This is a genomic window from Paenibacillus nitricinens (assembly GCF_052056485.1).
GTDB classification, from domain to species: Bacteria; Bacillota; Bacilli; order Paenibacillales; family Paenibacillaceae; genus Paenibacillus_AQ; species Paenibacillus_AQ nitricinens.
This window is the reverse complement of sequence record NZ_CP183948.1, coordinates 31545-49392: the sequence shown is the minus strand read 5'-3', so window position 1 is coordinate 49392 and position 17848 is coordinate 31545. Positions and strand designations below refer to the sequence as shown.

The following is a 17848-nucleotide window of genomic DNA, read 5'->3' as shown; positions in this document are numbered from 1 at the left end:
CAAAGCGAATTCCTTCTTTTTGATTCCATAAAATACCTAAAAAAGAAATATATTTTTTAGGATCTGTTGTTTTCGACACGCATCGGGTGATTTTCTTAATATCTCTTACATTTTCGACAATTTCCACGCTTTTTGAAAACAATGAAACACCAATCTATCAAGAGGAAAAGTAGTTACCCGGATGCGCGGAAATCCGCCGCTCTTTCGAGTCTACCTCACTGAGCTTCACTAAAGAAACATAGTCATGCAACAGACGCTCTTCCGTCTCTACTGCGCCTGATTCGACCAATACACCCACTCCAGCAACTTCGGCATTGAACTCACCGAGTAAATCAACCATTCCTCGAACGGTTCCGCCTGCCTTCATGAAGTCATCTACAATGAGTACCCGCGATTTCTCCTTGAGTGCTCGTCTAGAAAGAGACATGGTGTGTATGCTCTTATGTGATCCAGATACATAATTAATGCTTACTGCTGAGCCTTCTGTAACCTGATGGTCACGTCGTACCAGCACTACTGGCAAGCCGAGCTGCGCTGCCGTTGCATAGGCTAGCGGAATCCCTTTAGTTTCTACTGTCATCACCACATCGATTTCCGATCCATAAAAGGCCGTTGCGATGATCTTCCCCGCTTGCTCCATCAAAGATGGCAGTCCAAGCAGGTCCGACATATACAAGTAACCACCAGGCAGTATCCGATCTGTCTGTTCCAACTGCACACATAAACGTTTAACAAAAGAGAGCGCCATTTCTTTAGGCATCACAGGAATATAACGTACTCCACCTGCTGCACCGGCCAAGGTCTGAAGCTCACCAATGCCCTCACCTTCAAATACTTCTTTTATGATCGCCAAATCTTCACTGATGGAGGACTTAGCCGCTCCATACCGATCGGCAAATATAGACAGCGGCAGTAGGTCATGTGGCCGCTCAAGTAAAAACTGAGTCATGTCTACCAAACGTTGGCTTCTTTTTAATTTCTTCACGGAATGCTCCTCGCCAAAACCGAATATTTTATGAAAAATATATCACTTTTGTACGGGTTTACACAAGAGAAGCATACTAATTGAGTGATCTCACTGCATAGACTTCCTTGCAGAACCCACGCAGTCCATTATAAATTCTTGCTACTTTAGACTGCTTGGACACTAAACCGAATACAGTAGGTCCGCTGCCGGACATTAACACTCCGTCTGCTCCGAGCTTAACCATCGCCTCTTTGAGCTGCTGGACCTCTGGATGAAGCTTTAGGGTAACATCCTCAAGCACATTGCCTAAATGATTACATACGCCCCCAAAATCTCCAGCTTCGATCGCATCCTGCATCCTTCTAGCCGAAGGATGCACAGCTATATTATTGCTCCGAACACGTCCGTATACTTCCGCTGTCGATACATTGATAGGTGGCTTAGCCAAAACTACCCAGCATTGCGGAGGGTTCTTAATCGGCGTCAGCTTCTCGCCACGACCTGTTGCTAAGGCAGTACCACCTGTAACACAGAAAGGCACATCTGAGCCAAGCTCAGCGCCAAGCTCCTGCAGCTCCTGCGCAGGTATTCCTAGGCGCCACAGTCGGTTCAGGCCACGTAACGTAGCCGCTGCATCGCTGCTGCCGCCAGCCAGGCCAGCTGCAACCGGTATTCTTTTATCCAGATGGATATGTACACCACTCTTCACGTTATAACGCTCTTTAATAAGCCTAGCCGCTTGAAAGGCCAGGTTCTTCTCATCTAGAGGAATATAACCCGCTTGACTTGATATTATAATAGTATCCCTTGGCAGCTCAGACAGCTCTAAACGGTCTGCTAGATCTACCATGGTCATAATCATCTCCACCTCATGAAAACCGTCAGCACGCTTGTGCAGCACATCCAGCATCAAATTGATTTTAGCTGGTGCCTTCTCATACATTTTCAAGGCGTTCACCCACCTTCAGCTTTTCCCGTAAAAACAACTTAACATATTATATGAAAAACTTCTAATGAAGTCCAATAATAAAAGGGTGTCGCCAGTTGGACGCACCCTTTTTCGTTAAATAATTGTTCACACGCTAAAGATTAAGATTTCCGCGCGGCCTCTTCAGCGAGCTGAATCGCTCTTTTTACCATATTGCCGGCATCCTTCGCCCGTATTCCTCCCCAGCCTTCACGTTCCACAGTTTCGTAAAAACCAAGCTCCTTGGCTAACTCTGTCTTTAGTTCTTCCGACATCATGCCTCGTTTTCTGCGGCTCATTACGGAATTCCTCCCTTATGAAAGAAAATGATAAACCGATTGCTCAATTAGTATGCTTGCTAAGAACAAGGATCATTCACTGAATGTTTATCTGCAAATAAAAAACAGCCCCCAAAGGAAGCTGCCCGTGAAACATTAAGCTTTAATATACATAATCCGCATCTGCCCATCATCTTCACATACTGTAATTTCCACAGATTCAGTAAGGATATCGGCATAGCTATAGGAGACTCGCTTGAATGTTTGCTGCTCCTGATCCAGTTTGACAATAAATACAGAAGGGTACGTTTCTTCCAGGACACCGGTGCGTTCTACGGTTTTACGACGACCTCCGTTTGCACGCAACGTGATCTTATGACCGACGTGAGCTTCGAGACTGCGTTTGATTTCCAACAGCGCGTTATTAGCCATTGCCTGACGACCACCTCTTTTCTTGTCCATTATACAACTTCCCCAGGTGTTTGTCAAAGCAAATAAATAATTATAGATGATGAATATTTGGTTGTCAACGGAATTTTTTTGCGGAGAATCAGAGGCGAACTAATATCCTTGTTATCTGTAATAGGTTCAGCACAAAGCAAGAAAAATAACATTGTAGATTTTTAAAGATAACTACCATTTCACGCAAAAAAAGGGTTAAGCTCATCGCTCACCCTTTCTTCGCGTTACTCTATTCGGCCACTCCAAATTACCTATTAGCTTTGAAAAATATGATCAGTACATGTCGATTAAATTGCGGAAGGTGTCACTTTTAGTTCTGACAGGTTCTGCAGACGCGGCATCCCAATACGGAAGCTGCCACGGGTCTCAATACCGCCGATTCCCTGATTACCGCTAATGGTGTTGTTCAAAACCTCACTCAGATTCACCATATCCCTAATGGGCGTGAACGACGATTTTGCCGCTACATAAACTGGGTCTAAGGCATGGATCAATATCCGTCCAGGAGAACTGGCGAAATTGGCCCCTGCCCCCAGCAGTGCTTCAAAATGTGACTGACAAGCACCTGCAACAATCGTCAACGCATCAAAATTTCGCTCATAGTCCCTAGCCACCCTAATAGCAGCTACGAAGTTTTGCGAATTTTTATAGCCGCTCAGACTGTGAAGATCGTAAGTATGCTGTTGCTTCAGCACCCCGTCATGACCGGTAATCACCACAATGTCTGGACGCACGCGGGGCAGCAGCCGGTATAAAGTGTCAGCCATTGCGGACTCATGAACATGATGACCTTCAGCAGGGATCCGCAATTGTTCGTATAAGCTAAGGCTCTTATTCAAATACGCTGGATCGCCATCCAGATGCAGTACTTTCCCCGGTACTTCAAAATAAGCAGCTTCCTTAGGCGATGGAGCCCATGCGCCTTCTGATAGAGCGCTCCCGCTCCGCTGACTTTGCTCCTGTCGGTCTTTCCGCAGCTGTGTCAGTGATTCATTCGCTTTAATCTGTGCCTGCTGTCCTCGTTCCGTAATCCGGGTAGGAGGCACTTGAACCAAGTCATTCAGAGGAGAATCCGCCAACAGACGGAAATCTGTGCCTTTGATGACCGCTCTGTCCTGCACAATATGATCTACACGAAAAGTCAAATCTCCGCCATAAGATTTACGAACGACCAAGTCTCCTAAATTCATTACAACCACCACCTCTACCCCATCGTATGGGCAAAGGCCTCAGTTGGTTCATAACTAGCCGTGTTTTTAGCTTATACGATTCCAGCAGCCAACAGAACACCGCTCAATCGGGCGTATTCTTCTAGACTTAACGTTTCTCCACGACGGGTTGGTTCAATCCCAGCTTCTGCGAGTAAAGCCTCCAGACGCTCACGTCCCTCTTCAGGGAAGTAACGAGCCTTGAGATTGTTAGCAATCGTTTTGCGGCGCTGTGTGAAAGAAGCTTGGACGACCTCAAAGAAATGCTTCTCACTCTCAACTTCTACCGGTGGACGCTCTCTTACCTTTAGACGGATTACAGCGGACTCCACATTAGGTTGAGGAATGAATACTGTACGCGGCACAATGCAGACGAGCTCAGGCTCGCTGTAATACTGCACGGCAATGCTAAGGCTTCCGTATTCCTTCCCACCCGGAGAAGCAGCCATACGCTCCGCAACCTCTTTCTGAATCATTACAACGATGTTATCAAGTGGAAGCTTCTCTTCGAGCAGCTTCATCAGAATCGGAGTAGTTACATAATACGGCAGATTGGCAACTACGCTTACCTTGTTCACGGATGCAAAATCTTCTTTGAACAACTCCTGCAGATTTACATTCAGAACATCATCATTACGAACCTTAACATGCGGATAAGGGGAAAGTACGTCCCTTAAAATAGGAATCAATCTACGGTCGATCTCCACAGCGGTTACCGCTCCAGATGTTAGCGCCAAACGTTCTGTCAGCGCCCCAATGCCGGGACCGATCTCCAATGCCCCAGAGCCGCTATCTAGCCCGGCAGCGTCTACAATCTTGTCCAATATATTTTGATCGATCAAAAAATTCTGTCCTAAGCTCTTCTTGAACTTGAATCCATAACGTTGAATAATTTCTTTCGTCCGTTTTGGAGTTGAAATTTCCTCTCTACCACTCATGAAGTAATGCCCCCCTGATCAATTTGGGCGAGAGCTCCGGCAAATTCCTCCCGCGTAATTCCAAACATCGCCAGCCGCTTGTACAGCTGCTTGCCATTACAATATCCGATTCCAAGCAAATTACCAAGTGCCATACGTCTTTCAGCTGCCCGAGGGTGTACAAGCATTCCAGCGGCCATTAGATCTTCAAGTCCGATTAAAGCAGGTGCTCCTTCAAAAGAGGTATGTACATTCCGCAGCGCATGACGAATCGCCTCTGGAGAAGCGTTCTCCACACCGATATCTCCTTTGCGGGTTGCGTCCTTCTCCGGAATGAAGGCATGCTTGCAGCCCGGCACCTTTGCAGACACAATCTTGCGAATTCGTTCACCGGCGTGATCTGGGTCCGTAAGAATAATCACCCCTCTACGCTCCATAGCAAGCGCGATCTTCCCAATTACGGTCCGGTCTACAGCCGAGCCCCCAGTTTCAATCGTATCTGCTTCTACAGCGCGTTTAACAGCGACGGTATCACTCTTACCTTCGACGACAATTAGTTCCTTAATCATATCTCTGACTCCTTCCAAAAAAAGCAAAAAAGAAGAGGTTTCGCTCCTCTTCTTTTGGTTAAAGAATGTATAAGTGATGAGCGGTTGCTCTGCGATCAACGAAATGATCATCTGGCGTTCCTTAACGGTTATCATCACTATAGCTTATCAAAGAATAATTTGCAAAAGCTTCAGCCTAGTTTAACTCCGGCTTCACAGGTCCAATCACATAAATGGTTCGTGATTTACGACCGAAATTACGAACATGGCTCAGTGAATCGTAGTAGACATCTACTTTATTGCCCTTAATGGCGCCGCCAGTATCTTCTGCTCGGCGGAATCCAAGTCCCTCGATATATACCCACCAGCCAATAGGAATTACATTCGGGTCTACTGCAATTGTGCGACCTTCCGTTACGCGTGTTCCGGAAGCCGTTTTGGTACCTATACCTGCCTCTTCTGACGAATAGGCTGTCATGGAGACATTCTTAATCATCTTCTTGTACTCAAAGTCTACGCCAGCCTTGCTTGTGACGTTATTAGTCTTGGCGCTAACTTTAGCCGTTTTTGAAGTAGTGTTTGATTTGGAAGTTGTTGTAGTCTTAGCTACAGCCGGCTTAGGAAGTGCTTTGGTACCAACGGCAATAATCTTATCTTTCGTTACCGTTTGTACTTCCTTACCAATCATGCGCATAGAGGCCAGTTCTCCGTCTTGGTAGATCTTTTCAATATGCTGAATCATGACGCCTGGTTTGCCTGCCTGTGCCACTCTAACTGTTCCCACAGTAAGGGAGGGGTCTGCTGTCTTGATGACTCTGAAGGGTAAGTTAGTTGTTCGCTGTACGGTCTGTTTGTTGATGCGAACAATCTTAACCTCCATGTTTGCAGAAATGGTGGTGTCTAACGAAGGGAAAATCTTATCATGACCTTCTAGGGTAATGCCCATTTTCTCAATTGCTTTACCAATTGTATCCTCGGTCGTATATAACGTTTTTGTTGCTCCATCCGCAGTAAGACTAATTTTCTGCGCACGATTGATAACGACACGGTCACCGTCTTTTATTTCATCACTCAGACCTAAAGATAGTTCATCATGCGGCTGTAGCGAAATTTGCTCTTTCTCCAACACATCACCAAGAAGCGCTTCCCGCGTTTCAAGCGTCTGTGTTTGCCCGTCTATTACTAAAAATAATTGTTTGTTACTTTGACCGTGTACGTACAGCAGAATAAGTAACGCGATAGCGACTGAAATCACGCCTGCAAGTAAAAGCACGCGAGTATTTACTTGCTCCCACCGTAATGCGAAAGACCTGCTGGATGACTGCGAATCATGGGATACTTCTGGTTGGAATACGCCCATTCTCTCCATCCTCCTTACATAGCCCCGTCGTCAATTGTATATCATGAGGACTGAATTCCTTTGACGAAACTATTTGAGATTGTCACAGGACACGCACGTAATAACTTAGCGTCTCCTGCTCATGGATCGCCTGCTCGGCACAGCTACTCCCACCCCTGTTATATAACAGTATGTGGGTAACATTCTATTTATTCAAAAATAAAAAAGCCTAAAAAGAGTTCAACTGAGGACTCTTTCGTGGCTTCTCCAATATCAGAATAGAGAATGCTTATGCACGAGGTTGCCTCTCTTACTTGCGCTTACGGGGTTAGCTGTCGGGTTCGGACGAAAGAGAGACGCCCTATTTCAGGTCACCCGCTCATGGCGGTTGCCCTTAAATTCACCCCAAAGACCACGTGAAGAAATCAAATACTGTCCTACGGCACGTCTAAACCGTATTTTAAATACAGGCATGCGGCAGGTCAATATTGGTTCCCCCGTTCTCCATACGGAGACTCAGCGAGACGATCCATGAATATATGGCTGTCACTGTAACACAGCTCACATCACTGAAAAGATGATATCCTGTTTTGATGCATGTTGTAAAGGACGATTCAACCACGTTTAAGCAAAAATATGGTTAAAATATTGTAATATTCAGCCGTTTTTATATTAAAAAAGTTTAATATATCGGCCATTCTCTATTTTTCGCCTGTTTTTCTTCCGTTTTCACTCAATCCCAAATCGTTCCAGTGCGTTCGCATACGTTATATTAGCCAATTCTTCCCATGTTAACCCTTTAATTTCAGCTGCTGCCTCTGCTACCAGCTTCACATGAGCGCTCTCATTTCGCTTTCCGCGGAAGGGGTGCGGAGTCAAATATGGAGCATCGGTTTCAATCAATAATCGGTCTAGAGGGGTCTGCGCAAGTACTTCTTTTGGCACTCTTGCATTTTTGAACGTAATAGGTCCTCCAAAGGATAAATGAAAACCAAGATTCAAGCACATCTTAGCTGTTTCCCAGCTTCCTGAGAACGAGTGCATCACGCCTCCAACCTCATTTGCTTTTTCCTCCCGTAAAATCCGTACAACATCCTCATGGGCATCACGATCATGAATACAAATCGGCATATTCAGTTCGCGGGCTAGTCCAATTTGCTTGCGAAAAACTTCATGCTGCACATCCTTGGGAGAAGTATCCCAGTAATAATCCAGTCCGATTTCACCGATCGCCACTACTTTCTTATGACTGCATAGAGAAGCGATCCAATCGAGATCTCCATCCTTCATATCAATCGCATCCTGAGGATGCCAACCCACTGCCGCATAAATATAATCGTAAGATTCCGCCAGCTTCATCGTTGAGGGAATCGTCTCCCGATTAAATCCGATATTAATCATCTTGCTAACTCCTGCTTCTACAGCACGAGCGATAACTTCTTCGCGATCCTCGTCGAATTGAGGCGCATCCAGATGCGTATGTGTGTCAAACAGATACATTTTAACCTTCACTCCTTGTCAAAAATGCTATATTTTTTTGTATTATTTTGCAAAAATCTCTGCGATAGAAGAAGGCAATCGTGTAAGCACTTTTCTCAACTTATCCTGAGGAAAATAAAGATGATATCTGCCACGATGAATGCCGCTAATAGAACGTACAATATCGGATACCTCTGAAATTTCCCGCAGATGATCATGCCGATCAAGCAGCAGAATTTGTTTATTGTCAAAAGCTTCTCCCGGACGGAACACATCATAGGGCAGATCTGTCGGAAAATCAATCTCCAAATCATATTCTGGGTGAAGACCCGCTGCCGCAAAACTGCTGCGAATTTCACTAATCATATCTGTATCGAGATTCTCCATCTCAACGTATTTATACAGTTTACGATGAATAAAACGGGTGCACAAGTCGCTTAGTAGCTCATCTTTTTCAAGCGTCCACTGCATAAAAGCCGTCTGTACCAATGCTTCATCCAGCATTAAATATTGCTTTACTGTCACCTCACCACGGAACAAATCCTCCAGCGGATTAATCATGAAACTAAAATTGTACCCCTCTTGGAAAAGCTCCTTGGCTCTGCGGAAAATTTGTCGCAAAATAATCTCTGAGCTACGTGTCACCGGATGAAAATACACTTGCCAGTACATTTGATAACGCGACATTAAATAATCTTCAATGGCATGCATTCCCGATTCTTTTACAACAACTCGACCATTATAAGGACGCAGCATTCTTAAAATCCGATCAATGTCGATCGTTCCATAGTTTACACCTGTATAGTACGCATCACGCAGCAAATAATCCATGCGATCAGCATCTAGCGGACTTGAAACCAGATTTACAACAATTTCATGCTCATAAGTTTTAGCGATTACTGAGGCTACTTTACGAGGAAAATCCTCCTCCACATCACGCAAGATCTCAGTAATCTCTGTGTCCTCCAGAATAATTCGACAAGTCCAATCCTCATGATTCATTTCAAAAGCTTCTTCTATAGAATGGGAAAATGGACCATGCCCCAGATCGTGCAGCAAAGCCGCACACAAGGTGAGCAGACTTTCTTCAGGAATCCAATCCTTATAACCGCTTCGTTCAAATTGCGAAATAATTCTACGTGTAATTTCGTATACCCCTAGAGAATGAGAAAACCGACTATGCTCTGCGCCATGAAAGGTAAGATACGAGGTACCCAGCTGGCGAATTCGGCGTAAACGCTGAAATTCCTTTGTATTTATTAGTCGCCAAATAATAGTATCCTGCACGTGGATATAATTGTGAACCGGATCTTTGAAAACCTTTTCTTCTGTGAGCGGCTGCTTCATGAGATCAACTCCTTTATTAAATTTAATATGATTTTAACCAATATAAGTATATAATAAGTAATTATGTCGTACTTTGTCGAATTATGACGTTTTTAGTCTTGGTAAATCGACAAAGTTTATTTTTACTTTTTATTTAGAATTCGCAATTGGTATAGGCAATTCAAAGTTTTAGTGAAAAAGTTCTTAATTCAACCTATGAAAAAAGGTTGACTGTTTTGGGAATCGTTGGTATTATGAATATCATAAAACAGTGAACAATGTCGAATAATGACGTTTTTGGAACATTGAGAGGAGTAACGATTGGTATGATGAAATCAACAGGAATTGTAAGAAAAGTAGACGAACTTGGACGGGTAGTTATTCCCATCGAATTGCGCCGTACTCTTGGCATTGGTGAAAAAGACGCACTTGAAATTTACGTTGATGGTGAACGCATTATGCTTAAAAAATATGAGCCTGCCTGCATTTTCTGCGGCAACGCTGAGAACGTAACTTACTTCAAAGGAAAAATAGTTTGTCATGAATGCATTTCTACTATCCCTACCCCTGTGACAAACTAAAATAAATAGTATATAATAGAACTAATCAAATTGTTAATTCTAACCTTTTCATATCTCCTTGACCTCCCGTGACCGCGGGAGGTATTTTTTTTCTGCAATTACCTGTGTTTCCCACCCCAAAAGGTGTCTAAAGGCTTTACTCCCCCCATGACACCTATTAATGATGGGTAATACGGTGAGAGCACGAAGTAATCCGAGTTTTTACCTTGCTCTGGTCTATAATGGGCTTCCTTTTGGGAACCACCTTCAGGCTATAACCTCGTCAGCTTCGTAATATCCTTCGCTCCTTGTTAACCTCTTAGAATTAGAATCCATTAATAGTACTTACTCCTGCTTAGCTTTATCCAGAAGTGCGTTGTAAATATCACGCTTTGACACACCACGATCAGAGGCCGTTTTTTTCATAGCTTCTTTACGAGGCATGTCTGCTGCTTCGTAATGAGCAACATGTTCTTCAATACTTAACGTCCGCCACCAAGCCGATTCCGCCATTTCAGCATCTTCCTTGCTCTCACCTTCAACGACAATGACATACTCACCAAGCGGTGGATGTTCAGCGAGCCAATCCGTACATTCCTCGATCGTCCCACGTAGAAACTCCTCATATCTCTTCGTCAGTTCACGAGCAAGCACAATTCGCCGATTGCCAAATGCTTCATGGAGATGAGCCAGTGTCTTCACCACGCGATGTGGAGATTCGTAGAACAATATAGTTCCTTGCGCCGAACGAAGTGGACTTAATACCGCACGGATATCTTTACGTTCTCGAGGTAAGAAGCCGACAAAAGTGAAAGTAGTCGTAGGCAGACCAGAGGCAATCAATGCTGACAAAGCTGCGTTAGCTCCAGGTATAGGAATTACTGGTATACCGTGACTTATGGCAAGGGCTACAAGGTCTGCACCAGGGTCAGAAATGGCTGGTAAACCGGCATCGCTGACGAGAGCCAAATTTTTTCCTTCTATTATATAGCGGATAAGTTCAGGTCCACTGGCAGCCTTATTATGCTCATGATAACTGAACAGCATAGAGGGTGTAATTTCAAAATGACTCAACAATTTTCGGGTTTGTCTTGTATCCTCAGCTGCAATAATATCGCATTCCTGCAATGTGCGAACAGCACGATAAGTCATATCCTCTAAATTACCGATCGGTGTTGCCACCAAAAAGAGTGAACCGGTTGATTCCTGCTTATGTGTATTGTTATTGTTCTGAAAACTGCTTTGGCATGATATCGTCATGATTTACCCTCTTTAGCACCATAGTAGATGTCCATAATTTCTGGACAGTATTGATTGTCCTCATTATATACAATGAGTGGTGGATGTAAACGAACCTCCGGCTTACCATCACGCATCGCTTCGATTAATACCATGTTAGCCTCCAGATGCGCACGTGGATGTACAAAGCGGATAATTTTGGGCTCGAGCCTATATTTTCTCATCAAACTAATAATATCGACCAATCGTTGTGGCTTGTGAACCATACTTACCTTTCCTCCGGTGCGAACCAGTCTCACACAGGCTTGAATAACCTCCTCCAGTGTACATCCGATTTCATGACGAGCCATAGCCTGATGAGTGTTCAGCTTGAGGTCACTGCCGTTAAGCGGCATATAAGGAGGATTGACTGTTATCGCATCATATACGCCATGCCCTGCCACTTTATATAACTCACGTAAATCGCCTTCATGCATCACAACCTGATCCTGTAGCCCATTTAGAGCCACGCTACGCCGAGCCATATCCGCTAAACGGGGCTGAATTTCAATCCCTTCTATAGAAGCTTTAGTTCGGGTCGTCATCAAAATAGGAATTACGCCATTTCCAGTACAAAGATCCAGGACTCTCCCACGGGGCGGAACGCTGGCGAAACGGGCAAGCAGTACAGCATCCATAGAAAAGCTGAATACTTCATCACTTTGAATAATTCGCAAGTCATGCGTTAATAAATCATCCACCCGCTCCGTCGGCAGCAAAGGAACAGATATATCGTTAAAAGAATTTGTCATGTAGTAATCTCCTAAAATTTTTGTTGAGCTAAAATCTCTGTGCATAATCATCGAAACAAGACTATCTTCATTCAGCTAAAATTCAAAAAAAACCGTAGGATCAATCTCCTACGGCTGGATATCCTCATTTATTAAGAAAAGAAAGACAGAACAGACAATCACCTTCCGTACGTAAATGTCCAAAATAAACATTACAGATGTGAAAGCCTTCATGGTAAAGCCGGGCCAAGTTGTCATAACCTTCCCCGACAACCTCTTCTGTTCCCTCTCCGGCAGCTAAAAGAGCTTCCGCCTCCGCAGAATCTACGGTAGGATCCAAAGGTGCATCCCGCTTTAAAATTTTGCGAAGCTGTTCATTCTCCAGAGTTAACCTCTGATTAGCTTCCATCAGCTCTTTTACCGTCTGTTTCCATTCTCCAAGATTGGCGCGCATCGTTTCCATCTGTGCTTCCATATCCTGCATGTGTGCAAATATATTTTTCTTCTCCAAGTTTCCACCCCGAAAGTAACCTTATAATGGTTTACTTGACGACAACATCATCCATTGGAAGTTCCTTAACTTTGCCCACTTCAAACAACTGTACATGAACCGTACGGCTTCCGGCATTAAGTCCTACTACTTTGCCATCACCCAATGAGGTCACGACAATCTTGCCGACCGCTGGCATTTCTTCCTTCACACTCTCATAATTGTCATGCTCAAATTTCAAACAACACATCAGACGTCCACAAAGTCCTGAAATCTTCGTCGGATTAAGTGACAGGTTCTGATCCTTCGCCATTTTAATGGATACGGGTTCAAAATCCCCTAACCAAGATGAACAACAAAGTACTCGCCCACAAGGTCCAAGTCCACCTAGCATTTTAGCCTCATCACGCACCCCAATTTGCCGTAGCTCAATGCGGGTCCGGAAAATACTTGCTAGATCTTTAACCAATTCTCTAAAGTCGACCCGTCCTTCGGCCGTAAAGTAAAATATAATCTTATTACGGTCAAAAGTAAACTCTACATCGACGAGCTTCATTTTGAGACCATGGTCGCGTATTTTATTTAAACAGGTGGTAAAAGCCTCTTTAGCGGCCCCTTTGTTCTCTTCAACTACGCGTGCGTCGGTTTCTCCGGCAATACGCATCACTTTTTTGAGGGGCAAAACTACGTCGGATTCTTCCACCTCTTTTTTACCTACGACAACTTTACCGTATTCAACCCCACGTGCTGTCTCCACAATAACATATTGATCCCGTTCAATCGGAAAATCAAGTGGATCAAAATAATATATTTTACCCGCTTTTTTAAAACGGACACCTACTACGCTGTACAAAAATTAACCCCCTTGTTTGCCGGTAAAAGGAACCTATGGGCATGTCCGCTCCCTGATGATCCATGCTTGTCCTTCCTCGTCTGTTAAAACGATATTTCCAGGTAAAGCGACATCCGGAGGATATATCATAACTAATCCTTTAACTTTCCAGTCGGATTAAAAACTGCTCCAGACACAACTGGGCATTGGCATTGGATCGCAGCTTCTTCGAACTCTCTGCAGCAAATCCCATATAAGCCACCCATTGTTCCGCACTCCGCTCACGGGCATGCCTGGAAATAAAGTCTAACTGATCTATGAAAACGATACTCTCATGCTTACGATACAGGAAGTAAAGCATATCTTTAAACCACAGATGGAACATGCTGAAGAAGATATCCAAATGTTCAGCGAGTCCGGTCTTGAACAGCTTCTGCCCAGCAGTTGCTACAGCGGAGCTGCCCTTGCCTAAGGACTCCTTAGCTAATTGTAACATTACATTTCTCATTTCTGCAAACCAATTCTGTTCCAAAAGTTTCCTGCAACCATCAAATCCTGAACTAAGTGATACTGCACATCGAGCTAAGGGTATGGGAACGCCCTCACTTGCCAGAGCTTGGAGCATAATATCCGGGTTTAACGGACTAAATGGAATCCGCTGGGTCCGCGACTGAATGGTTGGCAATAAGGAACGGCTATTATCAGAAATTAAGATTCCAACAGCCGGAGCTGGTGGTTCCTCCAGAAATTTCAGCAGACTATTGGCAGCTTGTACCGTCATTTTGTCTGCTCCATCTATAATATATACTTTCGGATTCACACCCTCTGACCGATAGGAAAAGACGCGCTGCAGCTCACGGATTTGATCTATTTTAATACTTGCCCCATCTGGCTGCAGCAGTGACAAATCAGGGTGGTTTCCATGCTCTACTTTGCGGCACTCCAGGCATTCCCCACAGGCATCGTCCTTGCTCTGGGTACAAAATATAGCTTGGGCAAACATCAGCGCCGTTTTCATTTGTCCACTGCCTGCTGGCCCTGTAAATAAATAAGCATGACTCACAGCTTCTTTGCGCAAGGCATTTTGGAGTAGCCGCGTGGCGTTCTCCTGGCCTACTATATCATGAAAAGGCATAATTTCCTCCCAAAACTTTCAAACATAAACGCCTTCGGCGCCCTTATAAGGACGGTAAGTGTTTAATCAAGAAATATAAGGATAAAGTATAGTGTAAAGCATATACTTTCTTATAATTTAAAAAGAAAGGTTGATTAACAACCCGCGGATTTCTCCAACACGTCCCAACAAATCTATCCGGCCCTGCTCGCTATTCAGCAAATCATCTGCCATAGATAGCAAAGCCGAATCAATTTCCTCAAGCAGCTTGTAACGCTTGCCACGGCCACGCCGATCCCATCCGCGTGTTTCTTTCAGAGTAACGCCTCTTCGAGCCGTTTCTTCCAGAAACCTTTTGATCATCATCCGGTATATAGTGAGTTCACGAATCGTCATGGACTTAGATAAACGATCCCCTTGAGACTGTATCTCTTTGATCTGGCGATTTAGTTCGTCTTTGGTTTTCTGTTCACTTTGCTGCTGAAAAACATCAGAGAATGTTTTTTGCTGAACGGGTTTATTAGCCCCTTCTGCATTTGTCATTTCACTCTTCAAGGGCCTATACCCCGGATTGATCTTCAAAGGTTATCTACCGCCCTTTTTGTAAATGACTTGCTACTCTATATTATACTTAATAATGTTCAAAACGATCTACAGGAAGTACGAATACAGTAGCTCCACCGACTTGTACTTCGACAGGAAGTGGCAAATACGAATCCGTTGTTCCACTCATCGGTGTTACCGGAGTAACTAATTGCTCACGGACTTTACAGCTGTTTCGGATTACGGTTAATACAGATTCAATCTGACTGTCTTCTACCCCGATCATAAATGTCGTATTCCCTGCCCGTAGAAATCCACCTGTACTTGCAAGTTTAGTAGCACGGAAATTGGCTTTGACTAGCTCGCTGGACAACCGGTTACTGTCTTTATCCTGGATAATTGCAATGATCAACTTCATCTTCGCATTCCCTCCCAATAATTTTATGGTGTATTACTACTGAAAGCCCTCTCGTAGTAACCCTTACATCATAAGCACATGCCTAATTATATGTCACTTCTCTTAGTATATTAGACAAAACACCCTAAAAACCCTTTAATACTCTCTCTTCAAGAGTTCTCACAATATCTTGTTCTACCATATGGATCGGGCGATTAGCATCCAGAACTACTATTCTGTCCGGATTGTCCTGGATTAATAATTGATAGCCTTCACGAACCTTTTGATGAAAAGAAAGACTTTCCAGATCCAGGCGATTGATTTCCCGTTCTTCATTCGCTGCAATTCGTGACAACCCTATCTCTGGATCTACATCCAGATAAAAGGTTAGATCCGGCATCCGGTTCCCAATCGCAAAACGATTAATACTCCATACCTCATCCATTCCGAGCCCTCTCGCATGCCCTTGATAAACAAGGCTGCTGTCTACAAAGCGGTCACAGAGCACAGTAAGCCCTTCTCTAAGAGCCGGTTCAACGACTTCAGCGAGATGTTGGCTTCTTGCTGCAGCGTATAGCAATGCCTCTGTACGCGCATCCATAGCTGTATGGGAAGGATCAAGAATAATGGAGCGAATCTTCTCAGCAATCTCAACGCCACCCGGCTCACGTGTAATTCGATAAGGCATGGACCGGTTCTGTAAATAGGCTGCTACTCTACCTAGTACCGTTGTTTTTCCGGAGCCTTCGCCCCCTTCTAATGTTATAAAGAAACCTTCTTTTCCCACTTATGCTTCTCCGCCCTTCTTAATGTTATATACCTCAATACGCTGCAAGACCGGATCAGCACAAGCCTGAAATTTGGCGCCTCCTTTAGCTAAACCTGCCAGCCTTCTTTGGATCAGATCTGTGATCACTTCACCCGGATATAATATTGGGATGCCTGGTGGATAGGGAATAACCATCTCTGCCGCCACTCTATCCACACATTGTTTAAGATCAATGCTTTCAATCTCATTCGCTGACACCGGCTTCAATGAGAAGGGGACAGGATTTGAAATTTGCAAAGAATGGAAATTGTTCCACGTGGAAATATTGCGAGAACCTGATAAGTCGGGAGCGTTCAGTGATTCGTAAGGTTCCTCCGAATCTATTTCTCGCAGCGTCTGCAGCAGTTGATCTGCGTCTTCAGCCTTTGATCCAAGGCTGAACAACAGCACTACGTGCCGTTCGTCGCTCATCTCCGGCACGCAGCCCTTTGCTTCGAGCTTGTGCTGCAGCTCGAAGCCGCTCAGGACCCCGGTGGCGTCATAAATGACGACTTTAAAGGGGTCCTGTGTCACGTACGCCGCCAAAGAATCAGGCGGCGTATTCGGGTGCAGCGGCTTTGCCGGCTGCACTAGTCCGTAGCGCGGCAGCTCCGCGAGCCCGCGCCTCAGGACGTCCACGGCGGCCAGCCCCGCCGTGAAGGCATCATTGCCCCGGCTGTGCAACAGCCGCCGGGCAAGATCCAGCGACGCCATCATAGGATATGATGGGCTGGAGCTCTGCACCATAGCGAGCCGCTGCCGGAGCAGGGCGCGGTCGAGCCGCGGCCCCTGAACATGCAGCATAGCGCCCATGGTCATCGCTGTGAGCATCTTGTGCGTGGACTGCACGACGCCGTCCGCGCCACAAGCAAGTGCCCCGGCTGGCAGCGCCGGGTGCTGCCCATAATGCGCCCCGTGCGCCTCATCCACAAGCAGCGGTACACCGCTGTCGTGACAAATACGCGCGAGGGACGTAAGATCACTACCCATGCCATAATAATTCGGCATGGTAACAAGCACAGCTGCGGCTTCGGGATAGGCTGCAAGTGCAGCCTTAACAGCTTCTGCCGCCGGCGCAACTGCCAAACCGCTAAGCGGGTCTATCTGCGGTTCCAGAAAAACAGCACGTACTCCGGCCAACATCAGTCCATGAATGACTGACTTATGCACATTGCGTTGAAGAATCATAATCATTCCAGGCTCGGGACAAGCGGTTAGAATAAGAGCCAGATTGCCTGCTGTACTCCCTCCAACCAGAAAAAAGCTTTCCTCTGCTCCAAAGCAATCTGCGGCTAACTCTTGCGCTTCCTTGATAACTCCCTCAGGATGATGAAGATCATCCGTTCCGGAAATTTCCGTAACATCATACTTCATTACCTCATCTAAAAAGCCAGCGCCTTCAACGCCATCATATGCCTCTCCATTCTTATGACCTGGCACATGATATGATCTATTACCCATCATTCTATATTGTTCCAGCATTTCGTATATAGGCGCCCTACAACGTTCTAATTTATTCATATTAAATTCCTTCCCATAGGGTTCCTTCTATTTTAACGTAAATATTCGAAAACGCCTACGCTTCAGTGTAAAAGCAGCCCTTT

General features: G+C 45.0%; 20 protein-coding genes and 1 riboswitch. Of the genes, 1 reads left to right on the top strand and 19 read right to left on the bottom strand.

Features of this window, described 5'->3' with window-relative positions; translation table 11 throughout:
• Positions 1-157: 157 nt before the first annotated feature.
• The 10 genes from purR to ACN6KS_RS00180 all read right to left on the bottom strand — a co-directional run bounded on the left by purR (position 158) and on the right by ACN6KS_RS00180 (position 9512).
• A complete protein-coding gene (purR, locus tag ACN6KS_RS00225; RefSeq protein ID WP_042183840.1) occupies positions 158-985 on the bottom strand; it encodes a pur operon repressor in 828 nt (275 codons plus the stop codon).
• 76 nt (positions 986-1061) lie between these two features.
• Positions 1062-1916: a 4-(cytidine 5'-diphospho)-2-C-methyl-D-erythritol kinase gene (gene ispE, locus ACN6KS_RS00220; RefSeq protein WP_094872022.1), complete on the bottom strand. Its 855-nt coding sequence runs from the start codon at positions 1914-1916 to the stop codon at positions 1062-1064.
• 140 nt (positions 1917-2056) lie between these two features.
• Positions 2057-2233, bottom strand: coding sequence for a small, acid-soluble spore protein, alpha/beta type (locus ACN6KS_RS00215; RefSeq protein WP_042183837.1), 177 nt, complete (start codon positions 2231-2233; stop codon positions 2057-2059).
• 135 nt (positions 2234-2368) lie between these two features.
• Complete coding sequence (gene veg / locus ACN6KS_RS00210) at positions 2369-2644, bottom strand: biofilm formation stimulator Veg (protein WP_019914493.1); 276 nt, start codon at positions 2642-2644, stop codon at positions 2369-2371.
• A 317-nt stretch (positions 2645-2961) separates the two neighbouring features.
• Complete coding sequence (gene yabG, locus ACN6KS_RS00205; protein WP_440961094.1) at positions 2962-3864, bottom strand: sporulation peptidase YabG; 903 nt, start codon at positions 3862-3864, stop codon at positions 2962-2964.
• Positions 3865-3935: 71 nt separating this feature from the next.
• Positions 3936-4820 (bottom strand): 16S rRNA (adenine(1518)-N(6)/adenine(1519)-N(6))-dimethyltransferase RsmA, encoded by an 885-nt coding sequence (gene rsmA / locus ACN6KS_RS00200; RefSeq protein ID WP_440961093.1) that lies wholly within the window; start codon positions 4818-4820, stop codon positions 3936-3938.
• The gene (rnmV, locus tag ACN6KS_RS00195; RefSeq protein WP_440961092.1) at positions 4817-5368 is read right to left on the bottom strand and encodes a ribonuclease M5; all 552 of its coding nucleotides are present in this window, start codon (positions 5366-5368) and stop codon (positions 4817-4819) included. The genes rsmA and rnmV overlap by 4 nt, the downstream gene beginning before the upstream one ends.
• Positions 5369-5543: 175 nt before the next feature.
• On the bottom strand, positions 5544-6707 hold the full coding sequence (locus tag ACN6KS_RS00190; protein ID WP_440961091.1) for a ubiquitin-like domain-containing protein: 1164 nt from the start codon (positions 6705-6707) through the stop codon (positions 5544-5546).
• Positions 6708-6988: 281 nt separating this feature from the next.
• Positions 6989-7218, bottom strand: a riboswitch (cyclic di-AMP (ydaO/yuaA leader).
• Between the two features lie 197 nt (positions 7219-7415).
• Positions 7416-8186: a TatD family hydrolase gene (locus tag ACN6KS_RS00185; RefSeq protein WP_440961090.1), complete on the bottom strand. Its 771-nt coding sequence runs from the start codon at positions 8184-8186 to the stop codon at positions 7416-7418.
• A 42-nt stretch (positions 8187-8228) separates the two neighbouring features.
• Positions 8229-9512, bottom strand: coding sequence for an HD domain-containing protein (locus tag ACN6KS_RS00180; RefSeq protein WP_440961089.1), 1284 nt, complete (start codon positions 9510-9512; stop codon positions 8229-8231).
• 305 nt (positions 9513-9817) lie between these two features.
• Here ACN6KS_RS00180 and ACN6KS_RS00175 point away from each other — a divergent pair, with 305 nt between their 5' ends.
• Positions 9818-10072: an AbrB/MazE/SpoVT family DNA-binding domain-containing protein gene (locus ACN6KS_RS00175; RefSeq protein ID WP_042123095.1), complete on the top strand. Its 255-nt coding sequence runs from the start codon at positions 9818-9820 to the stop codon at positions 10070-10072.
• A 324-nt stretch (positions 10073-10396) separates the two neighbouring features.
• Here the strand turns inward: ACN6KS_RS00175 and rsmI are convergent, their stop codons facing one another.
• The 9 genes from rsmI to ACN6KS_RS00130 form a co-directional block, all read right to left on the bottom strand.
• A complete protein-coding gene (rsmI, locus tag ACN6KS_RS00170) occupies positions 10397-11311 on the bottom strand; it encodes a 16S rRNA (cytidine(1402)-2'-O)-methyltransferase (protein WP_440961088.1) in 915 nt (304 codons plus the stop codon).
• On the bottom strand, positions 11308-12081 hold the full coding sequence (locus tag ACN6KS_RS00165; RefSeq protein WP_440961087.1) for a tRNA1(Val) (adenine(37)-N6)-methyltransferase: 774 nt from the start codon (positions 12079-12081) through the stop codon (positions 11308-11310). Before ACN6KS_RS00165 ends, rsmI begins: the two co-directional genes overlap by 4 nt.
• A 124-nt stretch (positions 12082-12205) precedes the next feature.
• A complete protein-coding gene (gene yabA / locus ACN6KS_RS00160) occupies positions 12206-12571 on the bottom strand; it encodes a DNA replication initiation control protein YabA (RefSeq protein WP_042123089.1) in 366 nt (121 codons plus the stop codon).
• Positions 12572-12602: 31 nt separating this feature from the next.
• Entirely contained in the window at positions 12603-13403 is an 801-nt protein-coding gene (locus tag ACN6KS_RS00155) for a PSP1 domain-containing protein (protein WP_042123087.1), read from the bottom strand.
• Between the two features lie 139 nt (positions 13404-13542).
• Entirely contained in the window at positions 13543-14517 is a 975-nt protein-coding gene (gene holB / locus ACN6KS_RS00150; RefSeq protein ID WP_094872033.1) for a DNA polymerase III subunit delta', read from the bottom strand.
• Positions 14518-14634: 117 nt separating this feature from the next.
• Positions 14635-15078 carry a YaaR family protein gene (locus ACN6KS_RS00145; RefSeq protein WP_094872035.1) on the bottom strand — a complete coding sequence of 148 codons (444 nt, stop codon included), beginning with the start codon at positions 15076-15078 and terminating at the stop codon, positions 14635-14637.
• Between the two features lie 49 nt (positions 15079-15127).
• Positions 15128-15457, bottom strand: a complete 330-nt coding sequence (locus ACN6KS_RS00140; RefSeq protein ID WP_042183817.1) for a cyclic-di-AMP receptor — start codon at positions 15455-15457, stop codon at positions 15128-15130.
• Positions 15458-15581: 124 nt separating this feature from the next.
• Positions 15582-16223: a dTMP kinase gene (gene tmk, locus ACN6KS_RS00135; protein ID WP_094877214.1), complete on the bottom strand. Its 642-nt coding sequence runs from the start codon at positions 16221-16223 to the stop codon at positions 15582-15584.
• The gene (locus ACN6KS_RS00130) at positions 16224-17765 is read right to left on the bottom strand and encodes an aminotransferase class I/II-fold pyridoxal phosphate-dependent enzyme (protein ID WP_440961086.1); all 1542 of its coding nucleotides are present in this window, start codon (positions 17763-17765) and stop codon (positions 16224-16226) included.
• Positions 17766-17848: the final 83 nt, after the last annotated feature.